We start from the raw sequence: 23271 nt of genomic DNA, 5'->3' as shown, positions 1-23271 counted from the left end.
CGTCGAAGGGGTCCACCTGCTCTGGCTGCTGGACCCGGAGCACGTCGACCTGGCCTCCGTGCACCGCAGTTACTTCGGGGGTCTGGCGTCCCGGCTTCGGCCGGGGTCATAGGCGCGGCTGACGTGCCCACGGCGTCGAGCAGCGTCCGTCGCTCCTGGGCGCTTCACCGCCAGGTCGCGGTGTCCGGGTCGATGCCGTGGGCCCGGGCGCTCGCGTCGACGATCCGGCGGAACCACGTGGCGAGGCCGGGCCGGGGGCGGGCACGGGACTCATCTCGAACGCGTTGTAGTAGTCGCTCACGCACCCTACCCTCCGGCCTCACGCGGCGTGAGGGTCAAGCCGGTCGGTGCGTCAGCCTCGTCGGCGCTGCCCGCCGTAGAAGGTGCCCCCGGCGACGAGCAGGGTCAGTACGGCGGTGATCGCGAGGGTGATCTCCGTGGTGTTCCGCTGGTCGGGGCTGTCGGGCAGCCGGGGGTCGAGCAGCCCGAGGGGGTCCTTGCGGATCTCGACGCGGTCACCGGGCCGGGCCTGCCCGAAGCAGTTCTCCTGCTGGGACACCTCGTACGTGGTCCGCTCGCCGCCGAGCTCCCGGACCGTGCAGGACATGTCCGGCCCGCGCCGCTGGTCCCGGTCGACGACCTGGGTCACCACGGCGTCGACGGGCTCTCCGACGGTCTTCATGTACGCCTCGTACGCGGCGGGTCCGGCGAACAGCATCAGCGCGAAGCCGGCGAAGGAGACGAGCGTCGCCGCTCCGGCCCGGTGCCAGGAGCCGCCGACGACGCAGGCGGCGACCGCGATGGTCGCCAGGGCGACGACGACTCCGGCCCAGGTCATCCACTGCCCGAGCGCGGCACCGAGGAGGAGCAGGGCGGGCACCAGCACGGCCCACAGCACGGAGCTGACGGTCTTGCGTCCGCCGGACGGGGTGGGCCGCGAACTGCCCGCCCCTCCGGCGCCGTCGGCCGCCACCGCCGTACCGGACGCGCTCATGGTCCCGGCCCCTGTCACTCGAACGTTCGTTGGCGCCCGCCACGATATCCAAGCGGCCCACGCCCCGGCGCACCGGAACCGGATCGGCCCCCGGTCAGCCCGGAAGCCCGGCGACCAGCGGCTGCCTCCCCTCGCAGCGCTCGTCCTGCTCCGCCGTGGCCTTCTCGGCCAGGGCGTTGACGGCGGCGTTGAACCGCTCCATCGAGGTGGGACGGTCCGGGCCCAGGACGTACTCCTTGAGGATCCGGCGCTCGGGTGCCATCGGGTCGTGCCGCGGCTCGCGCACCGAGTCGAGGATCTGCGGCAGCCGGGCGCAGTCCCGGTCGAGGAGATAGGCGCCCCCTGCGGTGGTGTAGGCCGCCCGGAAGTCCTCGTCGGGCAGGTCGTTCGCGTTGGTCAGCGCGTACGGCTTGAGGCTCGCCACGAAGTCCGCGACCACCGAGGAGACATCGCTGATCAGCATGTCCGCCTGGTCGAAGCATTCGTACAAGGTGGGCAGTTGCTTGAGGATCACCTGGTGCCGGACCGGACCCCGGCTCTCCCAGAAGAGCCGGTGCCACTCGGCCCGCAGCTCGTGCCACTCCGCCTCCCCCTCCAGACCGGCGACCCGCGCCTCGCGCGTCTGCTGCGCGTCGTCGCCGGCGAGCCGCCCGGACAGTTCGCCGAGCCGGGCCTGGATCTCGGCGAGCCGCGGCCGGGCGACGGCCATCGCGGCCTCGGCCTCCCGGGCGTCGCGCCGCTCGTTGTCGGCGCGCAGCAGCTCACGGATGGCCCGGTCCGCCTCGGCCGCCACGCGTGAGCGCTTGCCCGTGAGGGGATGCGGCTTGTAGAGGACCCGTACGTTCTCGGCGAGCAGCTTCTCGATCAGCGGCACGCCCATCGGGATCAGGGACGTGTGGCAGTCGTCGTCGCTCCAGCCCTCCCAGGTCGGCGCGTACAGCACGGTCGGCAGCGGCCCCGGCACGTGGTCGGCGTGCAGCCGGATCGACGACAGCTGCGGGCGGCCCACCTCGACGATCGCCTCGTCGCTGATGGCGTGCCGCACCCGCTGGTAGCGGTCCCGCCCGGCCCGGCCGGCCACCCAGATCTCGTCGTACACCTTGCTCACCCGGTTGCTGCTGGCGAGCTTGTCGCTGTCGCCGTGCCCGATGAACACGTGCTTGGCCTCGGCGACGCGCAGCATGTGCACGTTCTTGCCCGCGTTGCCCGGGTAGAGCACCAGCCGCAGCTCGGGCAGCTCCAGCTGCGCCACGTCGTCGGCCTTCGGCACGCACACGACCGGGATCGACGTACGGCCGAGGTAGCGGAACGAGGCACGCTCCCGCAGGATGATCAACGGCCGCCGGTCGAGCTGCTCCAGTGTCTCGATCCACATGTTGACCTGGTACATGAAGTCCCGGGACACGGACGCGAAACTGAAGTACAGCGCCACCTCCGGCCGGTATCCGGCGAGTTGGCGGTTGACCTCGGCGATCACCTCGTCCCCCGACGGCATCCGGCGGGCCCGGCGCAACTGCCCCAGCAGCGCCACCACGGCCGCGACCGCGAGCCCGGCGGTGAGTGCGAAGCCGATGCCCGCGGGCTGCCAGGCCCCCACCGCGAGCGCGACGAGCAGCCCCGCGTGGGCGGGCAGGTCCAGGTGCAGCAGCTTGCGCAGGAAACGCCGGTAGAGGAGAGCGGGGGGCGACTGCGGAATGCCCGCCCCGCTCATGTCGAGGTTGCGCACGACGACCGGCAGCGCGCGCCGTCGCCGGATGGCGTGATGCACCGCCGTGTACAGGATCACCAGGGTGAAGTGGGCGGCGAACACGGCCGGCGCGGCCACCAGGACCGCGCCCGGCGCGTCCATCCGGTCGGCGAGGGCGAGCAGCATCACCGTCCGTACGGCGAACCGCATCGTGCGGGTCAGCTGCAACGCGGCCAGCCGCCGCACGAAGGCAGGCGAGCGCGTGTGCAGCACCTCGTCCGCGGCGTACGTCACGGCCGAGGCGACGGCGAAGCCCCACAGCGACGGGAGCAGCGCGAAGACGGGCAGTGCGGCGAATCCGGCGGCGAACAGGAACACAAGCAAAAGGTCGGTCTTCCCGCGCACACGCAGGACACCGCACAGCCAACGGAACGTCATAAGACAGGATTCCTCTGGGGAAAGGATGTGATTTCCGGAGTGGCGTGCGGTGGGGCGAACGCCGGCGTATGCGCGATACGCCTGTTCGACGGCGGTGAAGGGCGAATGGTTGTACATCCACCGTTGGCTATTACGTCACCGTGACTTCATCTCCCGGTTGACCTGCCGCACGCGAGCCCGCAGCGCCTCCCGCACGGGCAGCGAGCGCAGTACCTCGGTCAGGTGCTCGGCGGTCCGTACGTTGCACCGCCCCAGATCGACCAGGGCGAACGGCTCGTCGCTCGCGCCGGTCACCGGGTCGACGCTCAGCGACGGCAACACGACCCCGACTCCGGCGAGGGCCTCCCGCAGCGATTGCACGATCTCTTCGGTCGAGCGCACGTTCTCTTACCTCCACGCTGAGTTTGTGATTCACCACACAGCGTGGCCGACGCGTCCCTAACCTGGCCATATACGGCGGTCCAACAACCCGATCTGTTCGACACGGAGTTGCCCATGCCCGGATCAAGAGACCTCGACCCGTCCTCCTCCCCGCGAGCCCTCCTGGGCGCCGAACTGCGCCACGCCCGCGAGAAGGCCGGCCTGAGCCAGGAGGAACTGGGCCAGCGGCTGTTCGTGAGCGGGTCGTTCATCGGGCAGTTGGAGGCGGGGACGCGGAGGCTGCAGCGGGAGTATGCGCGGTTGCTGGACGAGGTGCTGGGGACGGAGGATTTCTTCCAGCGGAACTGTGCGGCGGCGGCGAAGTCCAAGTACCGCGAGCACTTCGCAGAAGCGGCAGAGGTGGAGGCGCAGGCCGCGGCCATCAGGGAGTACACATCGATGCTGATTCCCGGACTGCTCCAGACGCCCGCCTACGCACGAGCCGTCAGCCGCGCTTACCAGCCCTCAGCGGCAGACGAGGTCATCGAGGCGCTGGTGACAGGCCGGATGGAGCGGGCGCGGATCCTCCGCGATCCAACAAGGCCTTTGTTGTGGACGGTGATTGACGAGGCCGCACTGCGCCGCGCGACGGGCGGGCCGGAGGTGATGGCGGGGGCTCTACGCCACCTCATCGGCCTGATTCGCGGGAACCGCGTCATCGTTCAGGTGCTGCCGTTCGACGCAGGGGCTCACCCGGGGATGCAGGGGTGCGTCAGGGTGATGGACTTCGACGACGCCCCTCCACTCGCCTACCTGGAAGGGGTCGACACCGGGCAACTGGAGGACGACCCCGCCACCGTCGCGCGCTACAGGCTCTACTTCGAGCTCCTCACGGCTTCGGCGCTCTCGCCTGAGAAGTCTCTGGCCCTCCTCGATGCGATGGCGCAGGATTACGACCATGAGGAACACGCCTGAGTGGTACAAGTCCAGTTACAGCGGCGGCACCGGCGACAACTGCCTGGAGGTCACCCAGGCATTCCCCGATGTCATCCCCGTCCGCGACTCCAAGACCCCCCACGGCCCGAAGCTCGTGTTCCGGGCCACTGCCTGGTCCGCGTTCGTCGAGAACCTCAAGGACGAGACGGCCTAAGCTTCGGGACCCGGGCTTCGAGCCCTCTTTTCAAGGAATGGGTGGAGGGCTCAACCCGCCCTCCCACCCTACGTGTTGACGTGACGCGTTCGGCTTGCCACGGACGGTGACAGCCCTCTAACGTTCGTGCACAAGCAACAGCCCCCGCCAGGTGCGCCAACACCTGCGGGGGCTTGACCAACAAGATCGAAGGACAAGTTCGATCCCATGGCTGAAGCCAACTTTAGTGCTGCCTCCCCGTCCGCGCACCCCATGGCGGGGCCGGGCTACGGCAAACGCACGACCCCCGACCAACTCCCGGGTACGAAGAACGACTTCGCACACCTCCCACCCCGCGAAGCCGCCATCGCCGCCTACCTCGACCGGCTCCCCGACGGCGCCGACATCTCCGTGAAGACGCTGGCCAAGCAGCTCCCCTACGGCCAGTGCGCCCTCGGCACCGCCCTCAACCGCATCCAGCAGGCGGGACACCTGCGCCGGGGCCGGGAGTGCATCACGGCGGGCGACGGCAGCTCCCGCTGGATCACCCGTTCGTGGTGGTCCGGTACCGCACGGGATGACGACTGGTGGGCCGCCTTCACCCGCGGCGACGTACCGCAGCAGGCGGCACGCCCCACCCGCTCCCGGGCCCACATCCTCCTGGCCGCCCTCGGCCGCACCGCACCCGTCCTGACCCTCTCCGAGACCGACTGCGCGACCCTCGCCCCACTCGTGACGGACTGGTTCGAACGGGGCGCCTCGGAGGACGACGTACTGCGTGCGCTCACGGCCGGCCTGCCGACGCCCGTCCACCACCCCGCCGCCCTGGTCCGCGACCGCCTGACCAGCAAACTCCCGCCTCCGCCCACCCCGCGTCCGCCTCTCCGGGTCCTGGAGTGCGCGAACTGCGGCACCCCGGGGCGTCCGGAAACCCTGCCAGGGGGGCGTTGCAGCTCCTGCCGGGGTGAACGCGCCCCCGCGCAACCCCCCGCACCCCTGCCCGCCCCCACAGTCCACGACCACGCGGCCCAGATCCGCGCTGCGATGTCCCTGCGCCGCCGCGGTGACGCCGACTGAGGACAATGGACTCATGAACCACGCTCAGCTCACCGCCCTGGGCCGTGCCCTCCGTCTCCTCGGCGAGCACGGGGAGGCCCTCACCTCCGACACCCCGGACGGCAAACTGCACGAGGTCAGGGCCGACCTGAAGCGCGCGCTGGACCTGCTGGAGGACAGCGTGACCACGGCGGCGCCCAGCACCCGCTGCCCCGAGCATCCGAACGGCCCGGTCGACGAGGCCGCCCCCGACCTGTGCCTGCTGTGCGAGACACGGCGCCGGGCGGCCCGCCGGGCGGAGTTCAACGGGCCCGCCCCCCAGCAGCAGCCCGCCGAACCCGCACCGTCCCGCTACGGCGTGCGCGGCGACCGCCCCCAGCCCCAGCAGCGCTGGCTGGCGGAGCTGTGGAACGGCCAGGCCTGGCAGCTGTGCGGCACCCCGCGCCGGGACCGCCGGGAGGCGGAGCTGTTCATCGCGGCCCAGCGCAAGGCTCCCCGGGCCGCCATGGCGTACCGGCTGGTGCACGAGTTCACCGACTACGAGGTGCTGCGGGTGTGGGGGACGCCGATGCGGGTCGACATCGAACCCATGGGCAACTTGTAGGTCACCCCAGCAGCGGCAGGGGCCGGAACTCGTGTCCCTCCCACAGCCGCCGCGACCGCTCCTCCGGGTACGCCGTGACCACCGGCTCCGCGTCCAGCACCTGCACCAGCCGCCGCTCGTCGTCGTACGCCGGCCAGCCCGGGTCCCCCGTCCTCGCGAACCCCGACCAGGACGCGCGGAAACGGGACGACAGCGCGAGCACCTCCGCGGACGGCTCCGTGCCCGCGAAGAGCAGCAGCCCCAGGTCCGCCCCGAACGTGCCGAAGAGCAGCGGAATGTCCAGGGCGTGGCAGGCGCCGAGCGCGCCGCCGTTGCCCGGGGCCGGCCAGGTCAGTTCGTAGACGTGGGCGCGTCCGCCGCCCGCGCGCTGTGCCTCGGCCAGGTGCAGGGTGGGCATGCTGAACAGCCAGTCCGTCTGGACGCGTTCGTAGAGCTCCGAAGGGGAGGCCTCCGGGAAGGCCGTGCGGTAGGCCTGTTCACCGTCGGGGCCGGGGGCGAAGAGACGGAGGGCCGAGGCCGCCCGCTCCTCGCCGATCTGGCCGAGTTGGCCCGCCATGGCGATGAAGAGGCGGTACTCGTCGCGGTTGTGGCCGACGAGCAGCTCGACGTCCTTCGCGGCACCGGCCGCCAGTGCCTGCCACGGCGTGGCCGACAGCACCTCGCCGTCGACGACGGGTGAGAACGGCGTGACCGTCGGAGCCGCCTGGCCCCAGCGGTCGATGTACTGGGGCATTTTCGGGCCCAGCGTCTCGCCCGCCGAGGTCAGTCGGCTCGGAGCGATCGTCGACAGGTCGGCGACCGTGGGGCGCAAGCCCATCTCGGCGGCGAGGGCGGTGCCGATGTCGCGGGCCAGGGCGTCGGAGAAGAACGTCCCCGGCACGCTCTGCGCGATGGCCCGCCGCAACAGACCGGCCGCGCGCGGCATGGAGAGCAGCGAGGCGACCGAACCGGCGCCGGCCGACTCACCGAAGACGGTGACCTGGTCGGGGTCGCCGCCGAAGGACTCGATGTTGTCGCGCACCCACTCCAGGGCGGCCACCTGGTCGAGCAGGCCGCGGTTGGCGGGGGCTCCCTCGATGTGGGCGAAGCCCTCCATGCCGACTCGGTAGTTGAGGGACACGACCACCAGATCACCGTCGGCGGCGATGTGCCGGGCGTCGTAGCCGGGGCTGCCGGCGTGGCCGAGCTTGTAGGCGCCGCCGTAGATCCACACCATCACCGGGCGGTGAGCCGCCGGGTCGGGATCTGGGGTCCAGACGTTGACCGTGAGCCACTCGTCGCCCTGGGGCACGTCGATCAGCCCCGGGCCGCCCATCAGGCCGAGGTCCTGCGGGGGCGGCGGGCCGAAGGCGTACGCGTCGCGTATGCCGTCCCAGCTCTCGGCGGGGCGCGGCGCCTGGAAGCGGGCCTCGCCCACCGGGGGCGCGGCGAAGGGGATGCCCCGGAAGACGGCGAGGCCCTCTTCCTTCCGTCCGCGTACCGCACCGGCGGTGGTGCGCACCACCGGGCCGGGCTGCTCGGAATGGCCGCCCGGCGAGGGGCGGGAGTCGGTCGTCGTCATGTGCGGGTCTCCTCACGGGGTGCCGGTGAACAAGCGTCCGGTCAGTCTCCTTGACTGACGCAAGCAAAGCCAGGCACCCCGTTCGGAGTCGGGTCAGCTGAGGGTCTTCAGCGCCGCCGGGTTGTACGGGGCGAGCTCCTCGAAGCGGCCGTCGAGCACCTTGCGGGCCCACTCGGGGTCCTGGAGCAGGGCGCGGCCGATGGCGACCATGTCGAACTCGTCGCGCTCGAAGCGGTCGAGGAGGTTGTCGAGGTCGCCGACCTCGGCGCCCTCGCCCTGGAAGGACTTGAGGAAGTCGCCGCCGTCCAGGCCGACCGAGCCGACGGTGATGGTGGGCTTGCCGGTGAGCTTCTTGGTCCAGCCGGCCAGGTTCAGGTCCGAGTCGTCGAACTCGGGAACCCAGTAGCGGCGGGTGGAGGCGTGGAAGGCGTCGACACCGGCGGCGGCCAGCGGCGCGAGGATGGACTCCAGCTCCTCCGGCGTCTCGGCGAGGCGGGCGCGGTAGGCCTCCTGCTTCCACTGGGAGTAGCGGAAGATGACGGGGAAGTCGGCGGACACGGCCTCGCGGACGGCCGCGACGATCTCCTCGGAGAGCTTGGCTCGGGCGACCCGGTCGCCGCCGTAGGCGTCGGTGCGGCGGTTGGTGCCCTCCCAGAGGAACTGGTCGAGCAGGTAGCCGTGGGCGCCGTGCAGCTCGACACCGTCGAAGCCGATGCGCTCGGCGGCGGCAGCGGCCTCGGCGAACGCGCCGATCACGGCGTCGATGTCGGCCTGGGTCATGGTCTTGCCGGTGGGCTCGTCGGCGCCGATGCGCAGCCCGGAGGGGCCGACGGCCGGGGCGTCGGCGAACGGGGGCTCGCCCTGGTTGCGGACCATGCCGATGTGCCACAGCTGCGGCACGATCGTGCCGCCGGCGGCGTGCACCGCCTCGGCGACCTTCGCCCAGCCCGCGAGCTGCTCGTCGCCGTGGAACCGCGGCACGCTGTCGCTCTGCCCGGCCGACTCGTGGCCGACGTAGGTGCCCTCCGTGACGATCAGGCCGACTCCGGCGGCGGCGCGGCGCGCGTAGTACGACACGACGTCCTCGCCGGGCACGCCGCCCGGGGAGAACATGCGGGTCATCGGCGCCATCGCGATCCGGTTCGGAACGGTCAGGCCGCCCAGCGTTACGGGCCGGGACAGGATTTCGGCGGCGCGGGAGGCGGAGGCGGCGACAGTCACGTGGGGGCTCACTTTCGGATACCGGAGGGTATGTGCATGCGCATAGGACCTAACCTTCAACCATCCGGGCCCACGCGGCCATCCCACCCCCGCTGTGATCCCGGACACGCGCCCCGCCCATGTCCCGGACACGCCCGAGGGCGGCACCTCCTGCCGGAACAGGAGGTGCCGCCCTCGGTAAGGACGTTGATCAACCCTGGGGTCGATCAGAAGTCCATGTCACCGCCCGGCATGCCGCCGCCGGCGGGCGCGGCGGCCTTCTCCGGCTTGTCGGCGATGACGGCCTCGGTGGTGAGGAACAGCGCGGCGATGGAGGCGGCGTTCTGCAGGGCAGAGCGGGTCACCTTCGCCGGGTCGATGATGCCCTCGGCGATCATGTCGACGTACTCACCGGTCGCGGCGTTCAGGCCGTGGCCGACGGTGAGGTTGCGGACCTTCTCCACGACGACGCCGCCCTCGAGACCACCGTTGACGGCGATCTGCTTCAGCGGGGCCTCCAGCGCGAGCTTCACGGCGTTGGCGCCGGTCGCCTCGTCACCGTCGAGCTCCAGCTTCTCGAAGACCTGGGAGGCCTGCAGCAAGGCCACGCCACCACCGGCGACGATGCCCTCCTCGACGGCCGCCTTGGCGTTGCGCACGGCGTCCTCGATGCGGTGCTTGCGCTCCTTGAGCTCCACCTCGGTGGCGGCACCGGCCTTGATGACCGCGACACCGCCGGCGAGCTTCGCCAGGCGCTCCTGCAGCTTCTCGCGGTCGTAGTCCGAGTCGCTGTTCTCGATCTCGGCGCGGATCTGGTTGACGCGGCCCTGGACCTGGTCGGCCGAGCCGGCACCGTCGACGATGGTGGTCTCGTCCTTGGTGATGACGACCTTGCGGGCCTTGCCCAGCAGGTCGAGCGTGGCGTTCTCCAGCTTGAGGCCGACCTCCTCGGAGATCACCTCGCCGCCGGTGAGGATGCCGATGTCCTGCAGCATCGCCTTGCGGCGGTCGCCGAAGCCCGGGGCCTTGACGGCGACGGACTTGAAGGTGCCGCGGATCTTGTTGACGACCAGGGTCGACAGGGCCTCGCCCTCGACGTCCTCGGCGATGATCAGCAGCGGCTTGCCGGACTGCATGACCTTCTCGAGGAGCGGCAGCAGGTCCTTGACGTTGCTGATCTTCGAGTTGGCGATCAGGATGTACGGGTCGTCGAGGACGGCCTCCATACGCTCCATGTCGGTGGCGAAGTACGCCGAGATGTAGCCCTTGTCGAAGCGCATACCCTCGGTGAGCTCCAGCTCCAGACCGAAGGTCTGGGACTCCTCGACGGTGATGACGCCTTCCTTGCCGACCTTGTCCATGGCCTCGGCGATGAGCTCGCCGATCTGGGTGTCGGCGGCGGAGATGGAGGCCGTGGAGGCGATCTGCTCCTTGGTCTCGACGTCCTTGGCCTGCTCCAGCAGGGCGGCGGAGACGGCCTCGACGGCCTTCTCGATACCGCGCTTGAGGGCCATCGGGTTGGCGCCGGCGGCTACGTTGCGCAGACCCTCCTTGACCAGGGCCTGGGCGAGAACGGTCGCGGTGGTCGTACCGTCACCGGCGACGTCGTCCGTCTTCTTGGCGACTTCCTTGACCAGCTCGGCGCCGATCTTCTCGTACGGGTCCTCGAGCTCGATCTCCTTGGCGATGGAGACACCATCGTTGGTGATCGTGGGCGCGCCCCACTTCTTCTCGAGGACGACGTTGCGGCCCTTGGGGCCGAGCGTCACCTTGACGGCGTCCGCGAGCTGGTTCATGCCGCGCTCGAGGCCGCGCCGCGCCTCCTCGTCGAACGCGATGATCTTGGCCATGTGAAGTGGTCCCTCCAGGACTGGGGGTGATTACTTCGGACCGCGCCCGCGCCCGCGACGGACGGCTCGCTTGCCTTGTGGTTCCTTCCCACCCGGCCTGCGGGCCTCACCGACCCGGTCCTTACGTTGTCACTCTCACCTTCAGAGTGCTAACGCAATGATTAGCACTCGACCCCTGCGAGTGCAAGCGCCTCCGGGGGATCGGGCGGGGGCGTCAGCCGCCCGCGAACACCGCCCGGCGAGCCCTTCGAACACGCGGAAGGGCCCGCACCCCGGGGGGTACGGGCCCTTCTGAGAAGACCGGTCGCTTGAGCGTTGGTCGTGGTGCGCGTTCAGGCAGAGACGCGAACCATGTCGGCCTGCGGTCCCTTCTGACCCTGCGAGATCTCGAACTCGACCCGCTGGCCCTCTTCAAGGGTGCGGTAGCCGTCCATCTGAATCGCGCTGTAGTGGACGAAAACATCCGCACCACCGTCGACCGCGATGAAGCCGTACCCCTTCTCCGCGTTGAACCACTTGACGGTGCCCTGAGCCATGCCTAACTCCCCTATTACTGGCCCTTGCACAGATCCACACTTCGCGGACCCGGGTCAGACCTCACCCCCCACGGTTGGGGGCGTGCGCCGGAACGCGTCGACCGCGGCTGAATGTATCTGTCCAACTGCCGTCTGCAACAGGTCAATCGGACGAGAATTCTGGACGCGCAGGGTCCGGAATGTGGGGAGAATTCGCCCGAATTCAGGGCAAGTCGGGCCACACAAAGGGAACAAAAGCCGCAAAAGACATACACACTTTGGCTACATCTTGTCGGGCTCGTAGCGGGAATTCAGGGTTCCGATCAGGGAATCGGGACCGCGTTCCCCAACTGTACCGCGCTCAACCACACAGAATTGCCCCCTCCGCTTCTCTCACGGAGGGGGCAATTCGATAAACTCTCAGTGACCGTCGTTACCGAAGGTAACAATCAAGCCGGTCGACCGGTTCAGCCGCCGGCGACGGCAGGAATGATCGACACTCCGGCACCGTCCGGCGTGGCCGTCTCCAGACCCTGTTCGAACCGCACGTCGTCGTCGTTGACGTACACGTTGACGAACCGCCGCAGCTTGCCCTGGTCGTCCAGCACCCGGGCGGCGATCCCGGTGTGGTTCTTCTCCAGATCGGCGATGACCTCACCGAGGTTCGCGCCCTCGGCGGCGACCTCGGCCTGCCCGCCGGTGTAGGTGCGCAGGATGGTGGGGATGCGAACGGTGACGCTCATGACTTCAAAACCTCCGGTTGGGGTGGCGGACCTGCTTTCAGGGGCGCGGGGAACTGCGCGACCAGCCCCCCACGGGCCCGCAGCCGACAACGATCAGACGAGCCCGGCCTCACGGAACGAATCAAGGTTGGGGCGAATGGTCGCCGTCAGACCCGTGTCCGCCACCGCGTCCAGCGTCTTGAGGCCATCCCCGGTGTTGAGCACCACCGTCGTCTTCGACGGATCCAGCAGCCCGGTCTCGATCAGCTTCTTGGTGACACCCACGGTCACACCACCGGCGGTCTCCGCGAAGATCCCCTCGGTCCGCGCAAGGATCTTGATCGCCTCGACGACCTGCTCGTCCGTAACGTCCTCCACCGCACCGCCGGTCCGCCGCGCGATGTCCAGCACGTACGGCCCGTCCGCCGGGTTGCCGATGGCGAGGGACTTGGCGATCGTGTCCGGCTTCTGCGGGCGCACCACGTCGTGCCCGGCCTTGAACGCCGTGGACACCGGCGAACAGCCGAGCGCCTGCGCACCGAAGATCTTGTACGGCTTGTCCTCGACCAGACCGAGCTTGATCAGCTCCTGGAGGCCCTTGTCGATCTTCGTCAGCTGCGAGCCGGAGGCGATCGGCACGACGAGCTGGTCCGGCAGCTGCCAGCCGAGCTGCTCACAGATCTCGTATGCGAGGGTCTTGGAACCCTCCGCGTAGTACGGCCGCAGGTTGACGTTGACGAAGCCCCAGCCCTCACCGGCCGGGTCGCCGATCAGCTCGGAGCAGAAGCGGTTCACATCGTCGTAGTTGCCCTCGATGCCGACGAGCTCGCCGCCGTAGATCGCGGCCATGACGACCTTGCCCTGCTCCAGGTCGTGCGGGATGAACACGCAAGAGCGGAAGCCGGCGCGGGCCGCGGCGGCACCCACGGCGCCGGCGAGGTTGCCGGTGGAGGAGCAGGAGAGCGTGGTGAAGCCGAAGGCGCGGGCGGCCTCCAGGGCCTGGGCGACGACGCGGTCCTTGAAGGAGTGCGTCGGGTTGCCGGAGTCGTCCTTCACGAACAGCTTGCCGGCGTCGACACCCAGCTCGCGCGCGAGGTTGTCGGCCTTGACGAGCGCGGTCCAGCCCGGGTTGATGTTCGGCTTGTCCGCCACGTCGGCCGGGACGGGCAGCAGCGGGGCGTAGCGCCAGATGTTCGCGGGGCCCGCTTCGATGCGCTTGCGGAGCTCTTCGGTGTCGTAGGCCGAGAAGTCGTAGGCGATCTCCAGCGGGCCGAAACACTCCTCGCACGCGAAGACCGGGCCGAGGGGTACGCGGTGGCCGCACTCGCGGCAGCTGAGCGCTGCGGCGGGGCCGAGGTCTACGGTGGATTCAGTGGTGCTTGCAACAGTCTGCGCAGCCATGTGAGGCGAGGCCCTTTCTCCTCATCTTCCTCACGACGCATCTCGCCGTGAGACGGATTTGGCACCTTCCCGAGCCGGGAGCCTCGCGCGTGTGGTCGCCAGTGACCTACGAGTACCGACTGGAGGGTTGCCGGGGCTTCATCGGGCCGTTTCCCTCTGCCCCTCTGGATGAGCTGTATGTGGTTGTAGGCGGCGGGTGACCCCGGACATGCAATGGTCATCCGCGTTGTTCAAGACTGTAACCGACGACCAGGACAGTTGAGATAGTCGTCCGAACCGCGAGATGGATCACGGTCCGTCCCGCCTGGAGTACGCAGAGGAGCCGCCACGGTGCTGGAAGAAGTCGAGCGCTGGCTGAGCACCCGTTCCTGGTCCGCGAACGATCGCCCGCTCCACCAGATTCTCGCCGCCAAGCAGCGCACGGGCCAGACGGTCAGCGTCGTGCTGCCCGCGCTGAACGAGGAGGCGACGGTCGGCGACATCGCCGCCGTCATCCGTCACGACCTGATGCGGCAGGTCCCGCTCGTCGACGAACTGGTCGTCGTCGACTCGGGGTCGACCGACCGCACGTCCGAGGTGGCCGCCGCCGCGGGCGCGCGGGTGGTGCACCGGGACGGGATACTCCCGCGCCTGCCCGCCGTGCCCGGCAAGGGCGAGGTGCTGTGGCGCTCGCTGCTCGTCACCCGCGGGGACATCGTCTGCTTCGTCGACGCGGACCTGAGGGACTTCTCGTCCGACTTCGTCTCGGGGATCGTGGGCCCGCTGCTCACGGACCCGGACGTGGACCTGGTGAAGGCCATGTACGACCGCCCCCTCGCGGGCGCGGCCGGGCAGGGCGGCCGGGTCACCGAGCTGATGGCGCGCCCGCTGCTCAACATGCACTGGCCGCAGCTGGCCGGCTTCGTGCAGCCGCTCGGCGGCGAGTACGCGGCCCGCCGCTCGCTGCTGGAGCAGCTGCCGTTCCCCGTCGGGTACGGCGTGGAGCTGGGGATGCTGGTGGACGCCCTGCACCTGGTGGGCCTGGACGCCCTCGCCCAGGTGGACGTGGGGGTGCGCAAGCACCGGCACCAGGACGGGCAGGCGCTGGGCCGGATGGCCGCCGCGATCTACCGCACGGCCCAGCTGCGGCTGGCGCGCGGGCATCTGATCCGGCCGTCCCTGACCCAGTTCGAGCGGGGCACGGACGGCTTCGAGCCGCGGACGTACTCCGTGGACACCGAGGAGCGTCCGCCGATGGTGGAGATCGCCGAGTACCAGGCACGGAGAGCGGCCTGACCGGGCCGTTTTCGGCCGGGCGCGGCAGATCCGCACGTTTGAGCGTTTGGGAGCCGGGCTAGGTTGAGGCTTATGGCTTCGACGTACGGTGCTGCACAGGTGCTGGTGGCCTCCAACCGGGGTCCGGTCTCCTACACGGTGGGCGAGGACGGTTCGCTGGACGCCAAGCGGGGCGGTGGCGGGCTGGTCTCCGGGCTCTCCGCGATCGGCTCGGACGCGGACGCGCTGTGGGTGTGCTCGGCGCTCTCCGACGGCGACCGGGAGGCGGTGCGGCGCGGTGTCGGCGAGGACGGTGTGCGGATGCTGGACATCCCGGCCGACGTGCACGCCGACGCGTACAACGGCATCGCCAACTCGGTCCTGTGGTTCGTGCACCACATGCTCTACCAGACGCCGCTGGAGCCCGTCTTCGACGCGGAGTTCCGGCGGCAGTGGGCGTCCTACGAGGCGTACAACCGGGCGTTCGCCGAGGCGCTGGCCGAGGAGGCGGCGCGGGGCGCTGCGGTGGTGGTGCAGGACTACCACCTGACGCTGGTGCCGGGCATGCTCCGCGAGCTGCGGCCCGACCTGCGCATCGGGCACTTCTCGCACACGCCGTGGGCGCCGCCGGAGTACTTCCGGATGCTGCCGGACGACGTGGCGGGGCAGGTGCTGCGCGGCATGCTCGGCGCGGACCGGCTGGGCTTCCTCACCGAGCGGTGGGCGGAGGCGTTCACCGCGTGCGCCGAGCGGTTCGCGGGCGGGCTCGGCGGCACCGGGGTGGGGGTGCACGGCCTCGGCGCGGACGCGGACTTCCTGCGCGAGCGGGCCCACGAGCCGGACGTGGAGGAGCGGATCGCCGCGCTGCGCGAGGAGATCGGCGAGGGCCGCCGCACCATCGTCCGGGTGGACCGCACCGAGCTGTCCAAGAACATCGTGCGCGGCCTGCTGGCCTACCGCCGGCTGCTGGAGACCCACGCCGAGTGGCGCGAGCAGGTGGTGCACGTGGCCTTCGCCTACCCCTCCCGGCAGGACCTCGCGGTGTACCGGGACTACACGGCCGAGGTGCAGCGGCTGGCGGACGAGATCAACGCCGAGTACGGGACGCCGGGCTGGAAGCCGGTCGTGCTGCACGTCAAGGACGACTTCGCCCGCTCCCTGGCCGCCTACCGGCTGGCCGACGTGGCCCTCGTCAATCCCATCCGCGACGGCATGAACCTCGTCGCCAAGGAGGTCCCGGTCGTCTCCGACGCGGGCTGCGCGCTGGTGCTGTCCCGGGAGGCCGGGGCGCACGAGGAGCTCGGCGAGGACGCGATCACGGTGAACCCCTACGACGTGACGGGCACGGCGACGGCCCTGCACGAGGCGCTGTCGATGCGCCCGGAGGAACGCGCCGAACGCACCAAGCGCCTGGCCGCGGCGGCGACGTCCCTGCCACCGGCGCAGTGGTTCCTGGACCAGCTCGACGCGTTGAGGGGCTGAGACCTGATGAGCAGCCAGACGGGCGCGTCGGGCCGGGGCCCGGCGAACGATGCCCCGGCCACGCGGCGAGGGCAGGGCGATCTGCCCGGAGCCGCGACCCCGTCGGGCCCGCAGGACGCTCCCGGCGGCCCCGGCGCCGGGCCCTCGACGGGCGCTCCCGGCGCACACCCCCTCCCCGCCCCCGCCACGCAGGCCGGGCAGGACGGGCTCGCCGCCCTGCTCGCCGATCCCGGCAAGGCACTGATCGCCCTGGACTTCGACGGGACGCTCGCGCCGATCGTGGCCGATCCGGAGCGGGCCCGGGCCCACCCCGGGGCGCTCCCCGCGCTGGCCGCGCTCGCGCCGAAGGTGGCCGCCGTGGCGGTGATCACCGGCCGGCCCGCCGAGGTCGCGGTGCGCAACGGCGGCTTCGCGGACGCCCCGGGTCTCGAGCACCTCGTCGTCCTCGGGCACTACGGCGCCGAGCGGTGGGACGCCCGCAGCGGCAAGGTCACCGCACCCGACCCGCACCCCGGCGTCGACGCCGTCCGCGCCGAGCTTCCCGGGCTGCTCGAAGGGAGCGGGACCTGGGTGGAGGACAAGGGCCGGGCGGTGGCCGTGCACACCCGCCGGGCCGCCGACCCGCAGGCCGCCTTCGAGGCCCTGCGCGAGCCGCTCACCGACCTGGCGACCCGCCACGGACTGATCGTCGAGCCCGGCCGCATGGTCCTCGAACTGCGCCCACCGGGCATGGACAAGGGCGTCGCCCTCACCGGGTTCGCCCGGGAGATCGGCGCCGGCTCCGTCCTCTACGGCGGCGACGACCTGGGCGACCTGCCCGCCTACACCGCCGTCGACACCCTCCGCACGGTCGGCACCCCGGGCCTGCTGGTGTGCAGCGGCAGCGACGAGGTGACCGAGCTGCGCGAGCGCGCGGACGTGGTGGTGGAGGGCCCGGAGGGGGTCGTAGGCCTGCTGGCAGCACTCGCGAACCAGCTCAGGTGAACGCGCCCCTTCAGGGGCGCGGGGAACTGCGCGAACAACCACAACGCACCCGCACCCCGCGACGGCCGGGCGCCCCGGGGCCTCAGCGCTCCGTCCGACGCCTCTCCCGTACCCGCCGCAGCCGATTGACCGTCACCGGATCATGAGCCAGGGCCCGTGGATCATCCAGCAGGGCGTTGAGCAACTGGTAGTACCGCACCGGCGCGAGCCCCAGCTCCTCCCGTATGGCCCGTTCCTTCACACCGGGCCCGGAGAAGCCACGGCGTTCGAGCGCCAGGATGTCCCGCTCCCTGCGCCCGAGCCCCTGCTCACCCGCGTCCTCGTCCATACCCGGCACCGTAACGCCCGCCACCGACAGCGGAGCTACTCCGCGCTTTCCGCCCGGCTCGCCGCCGCCTGGAGGTTGCCGAGAACTCCCGAGGGGGTGCCACCGGGCGCGACGGCCTTGCCGATGCGCTGCTTGATCTGGGCACTGACGTCGGCCCAGGAGGTCTTGCCGACCGGGTAGAGCTCGGAGGACAACAGCTCCTCCAGGAACGGCTTGAGGTGCCGGTCCTCCTCGGATGCGGCCATGGTGCCGGACGCGGAGGAGGTGACCGGCAGCAGGTCGTACTCGCGGGAGAAGGCCAGCACGTTCTTCTCGCTGTAGACGAAGTCGAGGAAGTCGCCCACCTGGTCGCGGTGGCCGTTCTTGCGGAACGCCGTCATCCAGTCGGAGACGCCGAGCGTGGACCTGCTCGGGCCCTCGTGGCCCGGCGTGGGCACCATCCCGTACTTGACGCCGCCCTTGGCGGCGATCTTCATCAGCGACGGGTGGCCGTCGAGCATGCCGACCTCGCCCTTGGCGAAGGCGGCGAACGCCGCGGCCCGGTTGAGCTCGCCCGGCGCGACCGGCCCGGTCAGGTCCTTGCCGACCAGGTCCTCCTTCAGCCAGGAGAAGGTGTCGATGTTCTCCGGGGAGTCGATGGCGTAGCTGTCGACGCTGTCGGTGTAGCCGCCCCCGCCGCTGAGCATCCACTGCATGGTCTCGGCCTGCGCCTCCTCCGGGCCGAGGGGCAGCGCGTACGGGAACTTCACACCCTTCGCCTTGAGCGCCTCGGCGTCCTCGGCCAGGTCCTTCCAGGACTCGGGCGGGGTGATGCCGGCCTTGGCGAAGAGGGTCTTGTTGTAGAAGAGGACGCGCGTGGAGGCGGCGAACGGCATCCCGTACTGCACGCCCTTCACCTGGCCCGCGGAGGCCAGCTGCCCGACGAAGTCGGCCTGGACGGGTATGGAGAGCAGGTCGTCGGCCTTGTAGAGCTGGTTCTTGGCGGCGTAGTCGGCGTACGCGCCGATCTGCGCCATGTCCGGCGGGTCACCGGCGGCGACCATCTCCCGGACCTTGCGGTCGACGTCGTTCCAGGAGTAGACGCTGACGTCGATCTCGACGTCGGGGTGGTCGGCCTCGTACTCGTCGGCCAGCTTGTCCCAGTACTTCTTCGAGCTGTTGGCCGCGTTGTCGCCGTAGTCGGCGGCGACCAGTTTCAGGGTCACGTCGGCCGAGCCGCCCGTGAGGCCGCAGCCGCCGAGGACCGCCGTCATGCCCAGTGCGGACACCACCGCGATCGTTCCTGCCATCCGCCGCCGCTGCACTGCTGTTCTTCCCCAACCCCGGCGTGTACCGCCGCCGAAACACATTTCGATATCCGGAACAAGGTCTACACCACGTGAGTGGACTAGACCTCTTGCGGGTCCCCGGGTCACACTGTTCCCGTGAGACATGTCATCGCCCTCGACGTGGGCGGCACCGGAATGAAGGCCGCTCTGGCCGGGCCGGGGGGCGAGGTGCTGCACCGGGCCCGCCGGGCCACCGGACGCGCCCAGGGGCCGGACGCCGTCGTCGCGGGCATCCTCGACTTCGCCGCCGAGCTGCACGCCTACGGCACCGAGCACTTCGGCACGCCCGCGTCCGCCGCCGGCGTGGCCGTCCCCGGCATCGTCGACGAAGCCCGGGGCGTCGCCGCCTACGCGGCCAACCTCGGCTGGCGCGACGTCCCCCTGCGCGACCTGCTGGCGCGGCGGCTGGACGTCCCCGTAGCCCTCGGCCACGACGTGCGCACCGGCGGCCTCGCCGAGGGCCGGGTCGGCGCGGGCCGGGGCGCGGACCGGTTCCTGTTCGTGGCGCTGGGCACCGGCATCGCGGGCGCCATCGGCGTCGACGGCCGGGTCGAGGCGGGCGCGCACGGTTTCGCGGGCGAGATCGGCCACATCGTCGTACGCCCCGGCGGAGCGCCCTGCCCGTGCGGACAGCGCGGCTGCCTGGAGCGCTTCGCGTCGGCGGCGGCCGTGAGCGAGGCCTGGGCCGCGGCCTCCGGCGACCCGGGCGCGGACGCGGCGGACTGCGCGAAGGCGGTGGACTCCGGCGACCCGAAGGCCCGGGCCGTCTGGCAGCAGGCGGTCGACGCCCTCGCCGACGGCCTGGTCACGGCTCTGACCCTGCTGGACCCCCGCACCCTGATCATCGGCGGCGGCCTTGCGGAGGCGGGAGAAACCCTTTTCACGCCGTTGAGGGAGGCCATCCGGCAGCGGATCACCTTCCAGAAACAGCCGTCACTCGTCCCTGCGGCGCTGGGTGACGGCGCCGGTTGCCTGGGGGCGGGCCTACTGGCCTGGGATCTTCTGGCATCGACCGACCGCATGGAGGTAACGCCCTGATGACCGATGCCCCAGGGGCGCGGGGAACTGCGCGAGCAACCACAACGCACCCGCACCCCGCCACGGCCGGACACCCCACGGTCCTCATCGGCGCGACCGTGGTCCTCCCCACAGGAGAAGTCGAGAATGGCCGTCTGGTGATCGACGGCACCAGCATCGCCACTGCGGCCCCCGAAAACGCCCAGCTCATCGACGTAACCGGCCACTACGTGATCCCCGGCTTCGTCGACCTGCACAACCACGGCGGCGGCGGAGCCTCCTTCACCTCCGGCACGGTCGACGACATCCTCAAGGGCATCCACACCCACCGCCTGCACGGCACGACCACGCTGGTCGCCTCCACCGTCACCGGCGACATGGACTTCCTCACCCGCCGCGCCGGTCTGTTGAGCGAACTCGCCGAGCAGGGCGAGATCGCCGGTGTCCACTTCGAGGGCCCGTTCATCTCCCCCTGCCGCAAGGGCGCCCACTCCGAGGCCCTCCTGCGCGACCCGCACCCCGCGGACGTCCGCAAGCTGATCGACGCGGCCCGGGGCCAGGCCAGGATGCTCACGCTGGCCACCGAACTCCCCGGCGGCCTCGACTCCGTGCGCCTGCTCGCCGACCACGGCGTGATCGCGGCGATCGGCCACACGGACGCCACGTACGAGCAGACGGTGCAGGCCATCGACGCGGGCGCCACGGTCGCCACCCACCTCTTCAACGCGATGCCGCCGCTCGGCCACCGCTCCCCCGGCCCGATCACCGCGCTGCTGGAGGACGACCGGATCACGGTCGAGCTGATCAACGACGGCACGCACCTCCACCCCGCCGCGCTGCAACTGGCGTTCCACCACGCGGGCGCGGACCGGGCCGCGTTCATCACGGACGCGATGGACGCGGCCGGTTTCGGCGACGGACGCTACTGGCTGGGCCCGCTGGAGGTGGAGGTCGCGGACGGCGTGGCCCGGCTGGTGGCGGACGGCACGATCGCCGGCTCGACCCTCACCCTGGACCGCGCCTTCAAGCGGGCGGTCACGGTCGACGGCCTGTCCGTCCAGGACGCGGTGACGGCCCTGTCCGCCACCCCGGCCCGCCTGCTCGGCCTGGACGACACGATCGGCTCACTGGAGCCCGGAAAATACGCCGACCTGCTGATCCTGGACTCGGCCTACGAGTTGAAGGGCGTGATGCGCCGGGGCGAATGGGTGGTCGGTCCCCAACTGGGCTGATCCGTCCCGTAGTCGGGAGACGGTGGCCGACTCCAGGACTGGGCCGACCGCCGTCTCTTTGGCATGATCGGGCTACCTGCACGTTCACGTCGGCAAGCGCATCGGGGGAGGTCGGCCCGGGTGATCCTCACGGTCACACTGAACACCGCTCTCGACATCACCTACCGCGTACGGTCCCTCCGGCCGCACGCCTCCCACCGCGTCTCCGAGGTGACGGAACGCCCCGGCGGCAAGGGGGTCAACGTGGCCCGGGTGCTCGCGGCCCTCGGGCACGAGGTGACGGTGACGGGATTCACGGGCGGGGCGACGGGCCGGGTCGTGCGGGAGGGACTCGCGGCGGTGCCGGGCGTGGTGGACGCGCTCGTGCCGCTCGCCGAGGCGACCCGCCGCACCATCGCCGTGGTCGACGAGCGCACCGGCGACACGACCCAGCTCAACGAACCGGGCCCTACGGTCACACCCACGGAGTGGTCCGCCTTCCAGGAGGCCTACGAGGACCTGCTCCCGTCCGCCTCCGCGGTGGCCCTGTGCGGCAGCCTGCCGCCGGGCGTCCCGGTGGGCGCGTACGCGGGCCTGGTCCGCACGGCCCGCGCCTTCTCGGTCCCGGTCCTTCTGGACACCAGCGGCGAACCCCTGCGCCGGGGCGTCGCGGCCCGGCCGGACATCATCAAGCCGAACGCCGACGAACTGGCGGAACTGACCGGCTCCCACGAGCCGCTGCGCGCGACGCAGGACGCCCGCCGCCGGGGCGCGGCCGCGGTGGTCGCGTCCCTTGGCCCGCAGGGCCTCCTGGCAGTCACCCGAGAAGGCCGCTGGCGAGCCGTCCCACCGACGTCACTACGAGGCAACCCGACGGGCGCGGGCGACGCGGTGGTAGCGGGCCTGCTGTCCGGCCTGGTCGAACACCTCCCCTGGCCTGCCCGCCTGACCCGGTCGACGGCCCTCGCGGCAGCGACGGTGGAAGCACCGGCGGCGGGGGAGTTCGACCGGGGGGTGTACGAGGGGTTGCTGGGGAGGGTGACGGTTTCGGGAGAGGCGAGCGCGGCCTAGCCGACTCAGTCCTTGACCTGGCCCGCCTTGAGCCACAGCTTGTCCAGCAGGACATTGCACTTGTCGCCGTCCCCGCAGGAGACCGTGATCGTGTTGGAGCCCTTGTTGAGGGTCGGCCAGGCGTAGGTCTTCGTCCAGCCCTTGGCGAAGTCGCCGTCCGAGGTGTGCGTGAAGTTGCCCATGTTCAGCTTGGTACCGAACGGCTTGCCATTGACGGTGAGCGTCATCTCCTGATCCTCGTCCACCGTGCTGTAGCGGGCGAAGACCGTGTAGAGGCCGTCCTTGGGGACACCGTTGACGGTCCACGTCACCGAGGAGCCGACCTGGTTGAGGTTCCCGACGTAGATGCCGCCGTCGGACTGGGCGCCCTTGACGTCCTGGGCGAGGGTCGCGCCGCCGCCGAGGCGCAGCGCCTTGGCGTCGATCTCCGGGAGCTCCTCCTGCGAAGCCGCACCACCCTTGCTGGCCGAAGGGCTCGGCTTCGACTCCTGGGACTGGGTCGGGCTGGTGCCCACCTCGTCGGACGCCTTGTCCTTGTCCTTGTCGCCGCCCAGCATGGCCACGCCGATGCCGATGACGACCGCGGCGACCACCGCGATCGCGCCGATCAGCAGGCCCTTGTGGTTCGGGCCGCGGCCACCCCGGCCGCCACCGCCGCCGGCCGGCATCTGCTGCTGCGCGGTCTGCGCACCACCCGGCAGCGTCTCCGGCGCCGCGTAGTGCGCGTTCGGCCGGCCGTGGCTCTGGGCAGCCTGCTGGGGAACCTGGCCGTAGGGCGCGGTCTGAGCGGCCTGCGGCTGCTGCTGACCGTAGGGTCGGGTGCCGACCGCCCGCACCCGGTTGACCGAGTTCGGGTAGCCGTAGCCCCCGGACGGCGGCTGGGCTCCGTTGGCCTGCCCGTCGGCGTAGAGATAGCCGAACGGGTCGTCGTCCTCGGGCGTGCTCGCGCCGTTGTTGCCGGGCGTCATCCCTTGGTCTCCTCAGTCAGGTGCGGTGCATGCGGTACACGGGTGAGTTAGCGAGCCTACCCGCTCCCAGAGACCCAAACGGGTGACCCAGACCGCATCAACTCGCTGACC

At 71.0% G+C, this 23271-nt stretch carries 22 protein-coding genes, 1 pseudogene and 1 riboswitch; of the genes and pseudogenes, 10 read left to right on the top strand and 13 right to left on the bottom strand.

The window, feature by feature from the left end:
- Nucleotides 1-164 precede the first annotated feature (164 nt).
- From ABT116_RS02310 to ABT116_RS02295, 4 genes and pseudogenes are all read right to left on the bottom strand, one after another.
- A pseudogene (locus ABT116_RS02310) lies at nucleotides 165-254 on the bottom strand (MerR family transcriptional regulator); the annotation flags it as partial.
- Nucleotides 255-352: 98 nt separating this feature from the next.
- Nucleotides 353-994, bottom strand: coding sequence for a hypothetical protein (locus tag ABT116_RS02305; RefSeq protein WP_351626586.1), 642 nt, complete (start codon nucleotides 992-994; stop codon nucleotides 353-355).
- Nucleotides 995-1088: 94 nt separating this feature from the next.
- Complete coding sequence (locus ABT116_RS02300) at nucleotides 1089-3119, bottom strand: hypothetical protein (RefSeq protein WP_351626584.1); 2031 nt, start codon at nucleotides 3117-3119, stop codon at nucleotides 1089-1091.
- A gap of 135 nt (nucleotides 3120-3254) precedes the next feature.
- Entirely contained in the window at nucleotides 3255-3500 is a 246-nt protein-coding gene (locus ABT116_RS02295) for a hypothetical protein (RefSeq protein WP_351626582.1), read from the bottom strand.
- A 114-nt stretch (nucleotides 3501-3614) separates the two neighbouring features.
- On the opposite strand from ABT116_RS02295, the gene ABT116_RS02290 reads away from it, so the two are divergent.
- The 4 genes from ABT116_RS02290 to ABT116_RS02275 all read left to right on the top strand — a co-directional run bounded on the left by ABT116_RS02290 (nucleotide 3615) and on the right by ABT116_RS02275 (nucleotide 6268).
- Complete coding sequence (locus tag ABT116_RS02290; protein ID WP_351626594.1) at nucleotides 3615-4454, top strand: helix-turn-helix domain-containing protein; 840 nt, start codon at nucleotides 3615-3617, stop codon at nucleotides 4452-4454.
- Entirely contained in the window at nucleotides 4438-4629 is a 192-nt protein-coding gene (locus tag ABT116_RS02285; RefSeq protein ID WP_185007207.1) for a DUF397 domain-containing protein, read from the top strand. The genes ABT116_RS02290 and ABT116_RS02285 overlap by 17 nt, the downstream gene beginning before the upstream one ends.
- A gap of 207 nt (nucleotides 4630-4836) precedes the next feature.
- Complete coding sequence (locus ABT116_RS02280; RefSeq protein ID WP_351626580.1) at nucleotides 4837-5685, top strand: hypothetical protein; 849 nt, start codon at nucleotides 4837-4839, stop codon at nucleotides 5683-5685.
- 13 nt (nucleotides 5686-5698) lie between these two features.
- Nucleotides 5699-6268: a hypothetical protein gene (locus ABT116_RS02275; RefSeq protein WP_351626578.1), complete on the top strand. Its 570-nt coding sequence runs from the start codon at nucleotides 5699-5701 to the stop codon at nucleotides 6266-6268.
- A 1-nt stretch (nucleotide 6269) separates the two neighbouring features.
- On the opposite strand, the gene ABT116_RS02270 is transcribed toward ABT116_RS02275, so the two are convergent.
- From ABT116_RS02270 to thrC, 6 genes are all read right to left on the bottom strand, one after another.
- Nucleotides 6270-7829: a carboxylesterase/lipase family protein gene (locus ABT116_RS02270; RefSeq protein WP_351626576.1), complete on the bottom strand. Its 1560-nt coding sequence runs from the start codon at nucleotides 7827-7829 to the stop codon at nucleotides 6270-6272.
- A gap of 93 nt (nucleotides 7830-7922) precedes the next feature.
- Nucleotides 7923-9050 carry an NADH:flavin oxidoreductase gene (locus ABT116_RS02265; RefSeq protein WP_351626575.1) on the bottom strand — a complete coding sequence of 376 codons (1128 nt, stop codon included), beginning with the start codon at nucleotides 9048-9050 and terminating at the stop codon, nucleotides 7923-7925.
- 206 nt (nucleotides 9051-9256) lie between these two features.
- On the bottom strand, nucleotides 9257-10879 hold the full coding sequence (groL, locus tag ABT116_RS02260; RefSeq protein WP_161366664.1) for a chaperonin GroEL: 1623 nt from the start codon (nucleotides 10877-10879) through the stop codon (nucleotides 9257-9259).
- A gap of 332 nt (nucleotides 10880-11211) precedes the next feature.
- Nucleotides 11212-11415, bottom strand: a complete 204-nt coding sequence (locus ABT116_RS02255) for a cold-shock protein (protein ID WP_010035953.1) — start codon at nucleotides 11413-11415, stop codon at nucleotides 11212-11214.
- Between the two features lie 446 nt (nucleotides 11416-11861).
- Nucleotides 11862-12137 (bottom strand): MoaD/ThiS family protein, encoded by a 276-nt coding sequence (locus ABT116_RS02250; protein ID WP_003991133.1) that lies wholly within the window; start codon nucleotides 12135-12137, stop codon nucleotides 11862-11864.
- A 93-nt stretch (nucleotides 12138-12230) separates the two neighbouring features.
- Entirely contained in the window at nucleotides 12231-13517 is a 1287-nt protein-coding gene (gene thrC, locus ABT116_RS02245; RefSeq protein ID WP_351626573.1) for a threonine synthase, read from the bottom strand.
- 18 nt (nucleotides 13518-13535) lie between these two features.
- Nucleotides 13536-13692: riboswitch (SAM riboswitch) on the bottom strand.
- 155 nt (nucleotides 13693-13847) lie between these two features.
- Here thrC and ABT116_RS02240 point away from each other — a divergent pair.
- The 3 genes from ABT116_RS02240 (at nucleotide 13848) to otsB (ending at nucleotide 17237) form a co-directional block, all read left to right on the top strand.
- The gene (locus tag ABT116_RS02240; RefSeq protein ID WP_351626571.1) at nucleotides 13848-14792 is read left to right on the top strand and encodes a glucosyl-3-phosphoglycerate synthase; all 945 of its coding nucleotides are present in this window, start codon (nucleotides 13848-13850) and stop codon (nucleotides 14790-14792) included.
- 72 nt (nucleotides 14793-14864) lie between these two features.
- Nucleotides 14865-16253: an alpha,alpha-trehalose-phosphate synthase (UDP-forming) gene (locus ABT116_RS02235; RefSeq protein ID WP_351626568.1), complete on the top strand. Its 1389-nt coding sequence runs from the start codon at nucleotides 14865-14867 to the stop codon at nucleotides 16251-16253.
- A gap of 6 nt (nucleotides 16254-16259) precedes the next feature.
- Nucleotides 16260-17237, top strand: a complete 978-nt coding sequence (otsB, locus tag ABT116_RS02230; RefSeq protein ID WP_351626565.1) for a trehalose-phosphatase — start codon at nucleotides 16260-16262, stop codon at nucleotides 17235-17237.
- A gap of 82 nt (nucleotides 17238-17319) precedes the next feature.
- On the opposite strand, the gene ABT116_RS02225 is transcribed toward otsB, so the two are convergent.
- Nucleotides 17320-17565, bottom strand: a complete 246-nt coding sequence (locus ABT116_RS02225; RefSeq protein WP_351626562.1) for a DUF3263 domain-containing protein — start codon at nucleotides 17563-17565, stop codon at nucleotides 17320-17322.
- A gap of 35 nt (nucleotides 17566-17600) precedes the next feature.
- Nucleotides 17601-18854, bottom strand: coding sequence for an ABC transporter substrate-binding protein (locus ABT116_RS02220; protein WP_351626560.1), 1254 nt, complete (start codon nucleotides 18852-18854; stop codon nucleotides 17601-17603).
- 135 nt (nucleotides 18855-18989) lie between these two features.
- Between ABT116_RS02220 and ABT116_RS02215 the strand changes: the two genes are divergently transcribed.
- The 3 genes from ABT116_RS02215 (at nucleotide 18990) to ABT116_RS02205 (ending at nucleotide 22192) form a co-directional block, all read left to right on the top strand.
- Nucleotides 18990-19931 (top strand): ROK family protein, encoded by a 942-nt coding sequence (locus tag ABT116_RS02215; RefSeq protein ID WP_351626558.1) that lies wholly within the window; start codon nucleotides 18990-18992, stop codon nucleotides 19929-19931.
- Nucleotides 19931-21142 carry an N-acetylglucosamine-6-phosphate deacetylase gene (gene nagA, locus ABT116_RS02210; RefSeq protein ID WP_351626556.1) on the top strand — a complete coding sequence of 404 codons (1212 nt, stop codon included), beginning with the start codon at nucleotides 19931-19933 and terminating at the stop codon, nucleotides 21140-21142. Before ABT116_RS02215 ends, nagA begins: the two co-directional genes overlap by 1 nt.
- Before the next feature lie 120 nt (nucleotides 21143-21262).
- Nucleotides 21263-22192, top strand: coding sequence for a 1-phosphofructokinase family hexose kinase (locus tag ABT116_RS02205; RefSeq protein ID WP_351626553.1), 930 nt, complete (start codon nucleotides 21263-21265; stop codon nucleotides 22190-22192).
- Nucleotides 22193-22197: 5 nt separating this feature from the next.
- On the opposite strand, the gene ABT116_RS02200 is transcribed toward ABT116_RS02205, so the two are convergent.
- A complete protein-coding gene (locus ABT116_RS02200) occupies nucleotides 22198-23160 on the bottom strand; it encodes a carbohydrate-binding protein (RefSeq protein WP_351626550.1) in 963 nt (320 codons plus the stop codon).
- Nucleotides 23161-23271 lie beyond the last annotated feature (111 nt).

The organism is Streptomyces sp. NPDC002130, from assembly GCF_040296465.1.
Taxonomy (GTDB): domain Bacteria; phylum Actinomycetota; class Actinomycetes; order Streptomycetales; family Streptomycetaceae; genus Streptomyces.
The sequence above is the reverse complement of the archived record's forward strand: the minus strand, read 5'-3'. Positions and strand labels throughout refer to the sequence as shown.

Excerpts from the sequence above, each read along its gene's own strand:
- ABT116_RS02280 (WP_351626580.1), top strand. The coding sequence starts at position 4,837 with ATGGCTGAAGCCAACTTTAGTGCTGCCTCCCCGTCCGCGCACCCCATG.
- nagA (WP_351626556.1), top strand. The coding sequence starts at position 19,931 with ATGACCGATGCCCCAGGGGCGCGGGGAACTGCGCGAGCAACCACAACG.
- ABT116_RS02250 (WP_003991133.1), bottom strand. The coding sequence starts at position 12,137 with ATGAGCGTCACCGTTCGCATCCCCACCATCCTGCGCACCTACACCGGC.
- ABT116_RS02275 (WP_351626578.1), top strand. The coding sequence starts at position 5,699 with ATGAACCACGCTCAGCTCACCGCCCTGGGCCGTGCCCTCCGTCTCCTC.
- ABT116_RS02255 (WP_010035953.1), bottom strand. The coding sequence starts at position 11,415 with ATGGCTCAGGGCACCGTCAAGTGGTTCAACGCGGAGAAGGGGTACGGC.
- ABT116_RS02300 (WP_351626584.1), bottom strand. The coding sequence starts at position 3,119 with ATGACGTTCCGTTGGCTGTGCGGTGTCCTGCGTGTGCGCGGGAAGACC.
- ABT116_RS02220 (WP_351626560.1), bottom strand. The coding sequence starts at position 18,854 with ATGGCAGGAACGATCGCGGTGGTGTCCGCACTGGGCATGACGGCGGTC.
- ABT116_RS02285 (WP_185007207.1), top strand. The coding sequence starts at position 4,438 with ATGAGGAACACGCCTGAGTGGTACAAGTCCAGTTACAGCGGCGGCACC.
- ABT116_RS02270 (WP_351626576.1), bottom strand. The coding sequence starts at position 7,829 with ATGACGACGACCGACTCCCGCCCCTCGCCGGGCGGCCATTCCGAGCAG.
- ABT116_RS02290 (WP_351626594.1), top strand. The coding sequence starts at position 3,615 with ATGCCCGGATCAAGAGACCTCGACCCGTCCTCCTCCCCGCGAGCCCTC.
- groL (WP_161366664.1), bottom strand. The coding sequence starts at position 10,879 with ATGGCCAAGATCATCGCGTTCGACGAGGAGGCGCGGCGCGGCCTCGAG.
- thrC (WP_351626573.1), bottom strand. The coding sequence starts at position 13,517 with ATGGCTGCGCAGACTGTTGCAAGCACCACTGAATCCACCGTAGACCTC.
- ABT116_RS02305 (WP_351626586.1), bottom strand. The coding sequence starts at position 994 with ATGAGCGCGTCCGGTACGGCGGTGGCGGCCGACGGCGCCGGAGGGGCG.
- otsB (WP_351626565.1), top strand. The coding sequence starts at position 16,260 with ATGAGCAGCCAGACGGGCGCGTCGGGCCGGGGCCCGGCGAACGATGCC.
- ABT116_RS02200 (WP_351626550.1), bottom strand. The coding sequence starts at position 23,160 with ATGACGCCCGGCAACAACGGCGCGAGCACGCCCGAGGACGACGACCCG.
- ABT116_RS02235 (WP_351626568.1), top strand. The coding sequence starts at position 14,865 with ATGGCTTCGACGTACGGTGCTGCACAGGTGCTGGTGGCCTCCAACCGG.
- ABT116_RS02225 (WP_351626562.1), bottom strand. The coding sequence starts at position 17,565 with ATGGACGAGGACGCGGGTGAGCAGGGGCTCGGGCGCAGGGAGCGGGAC.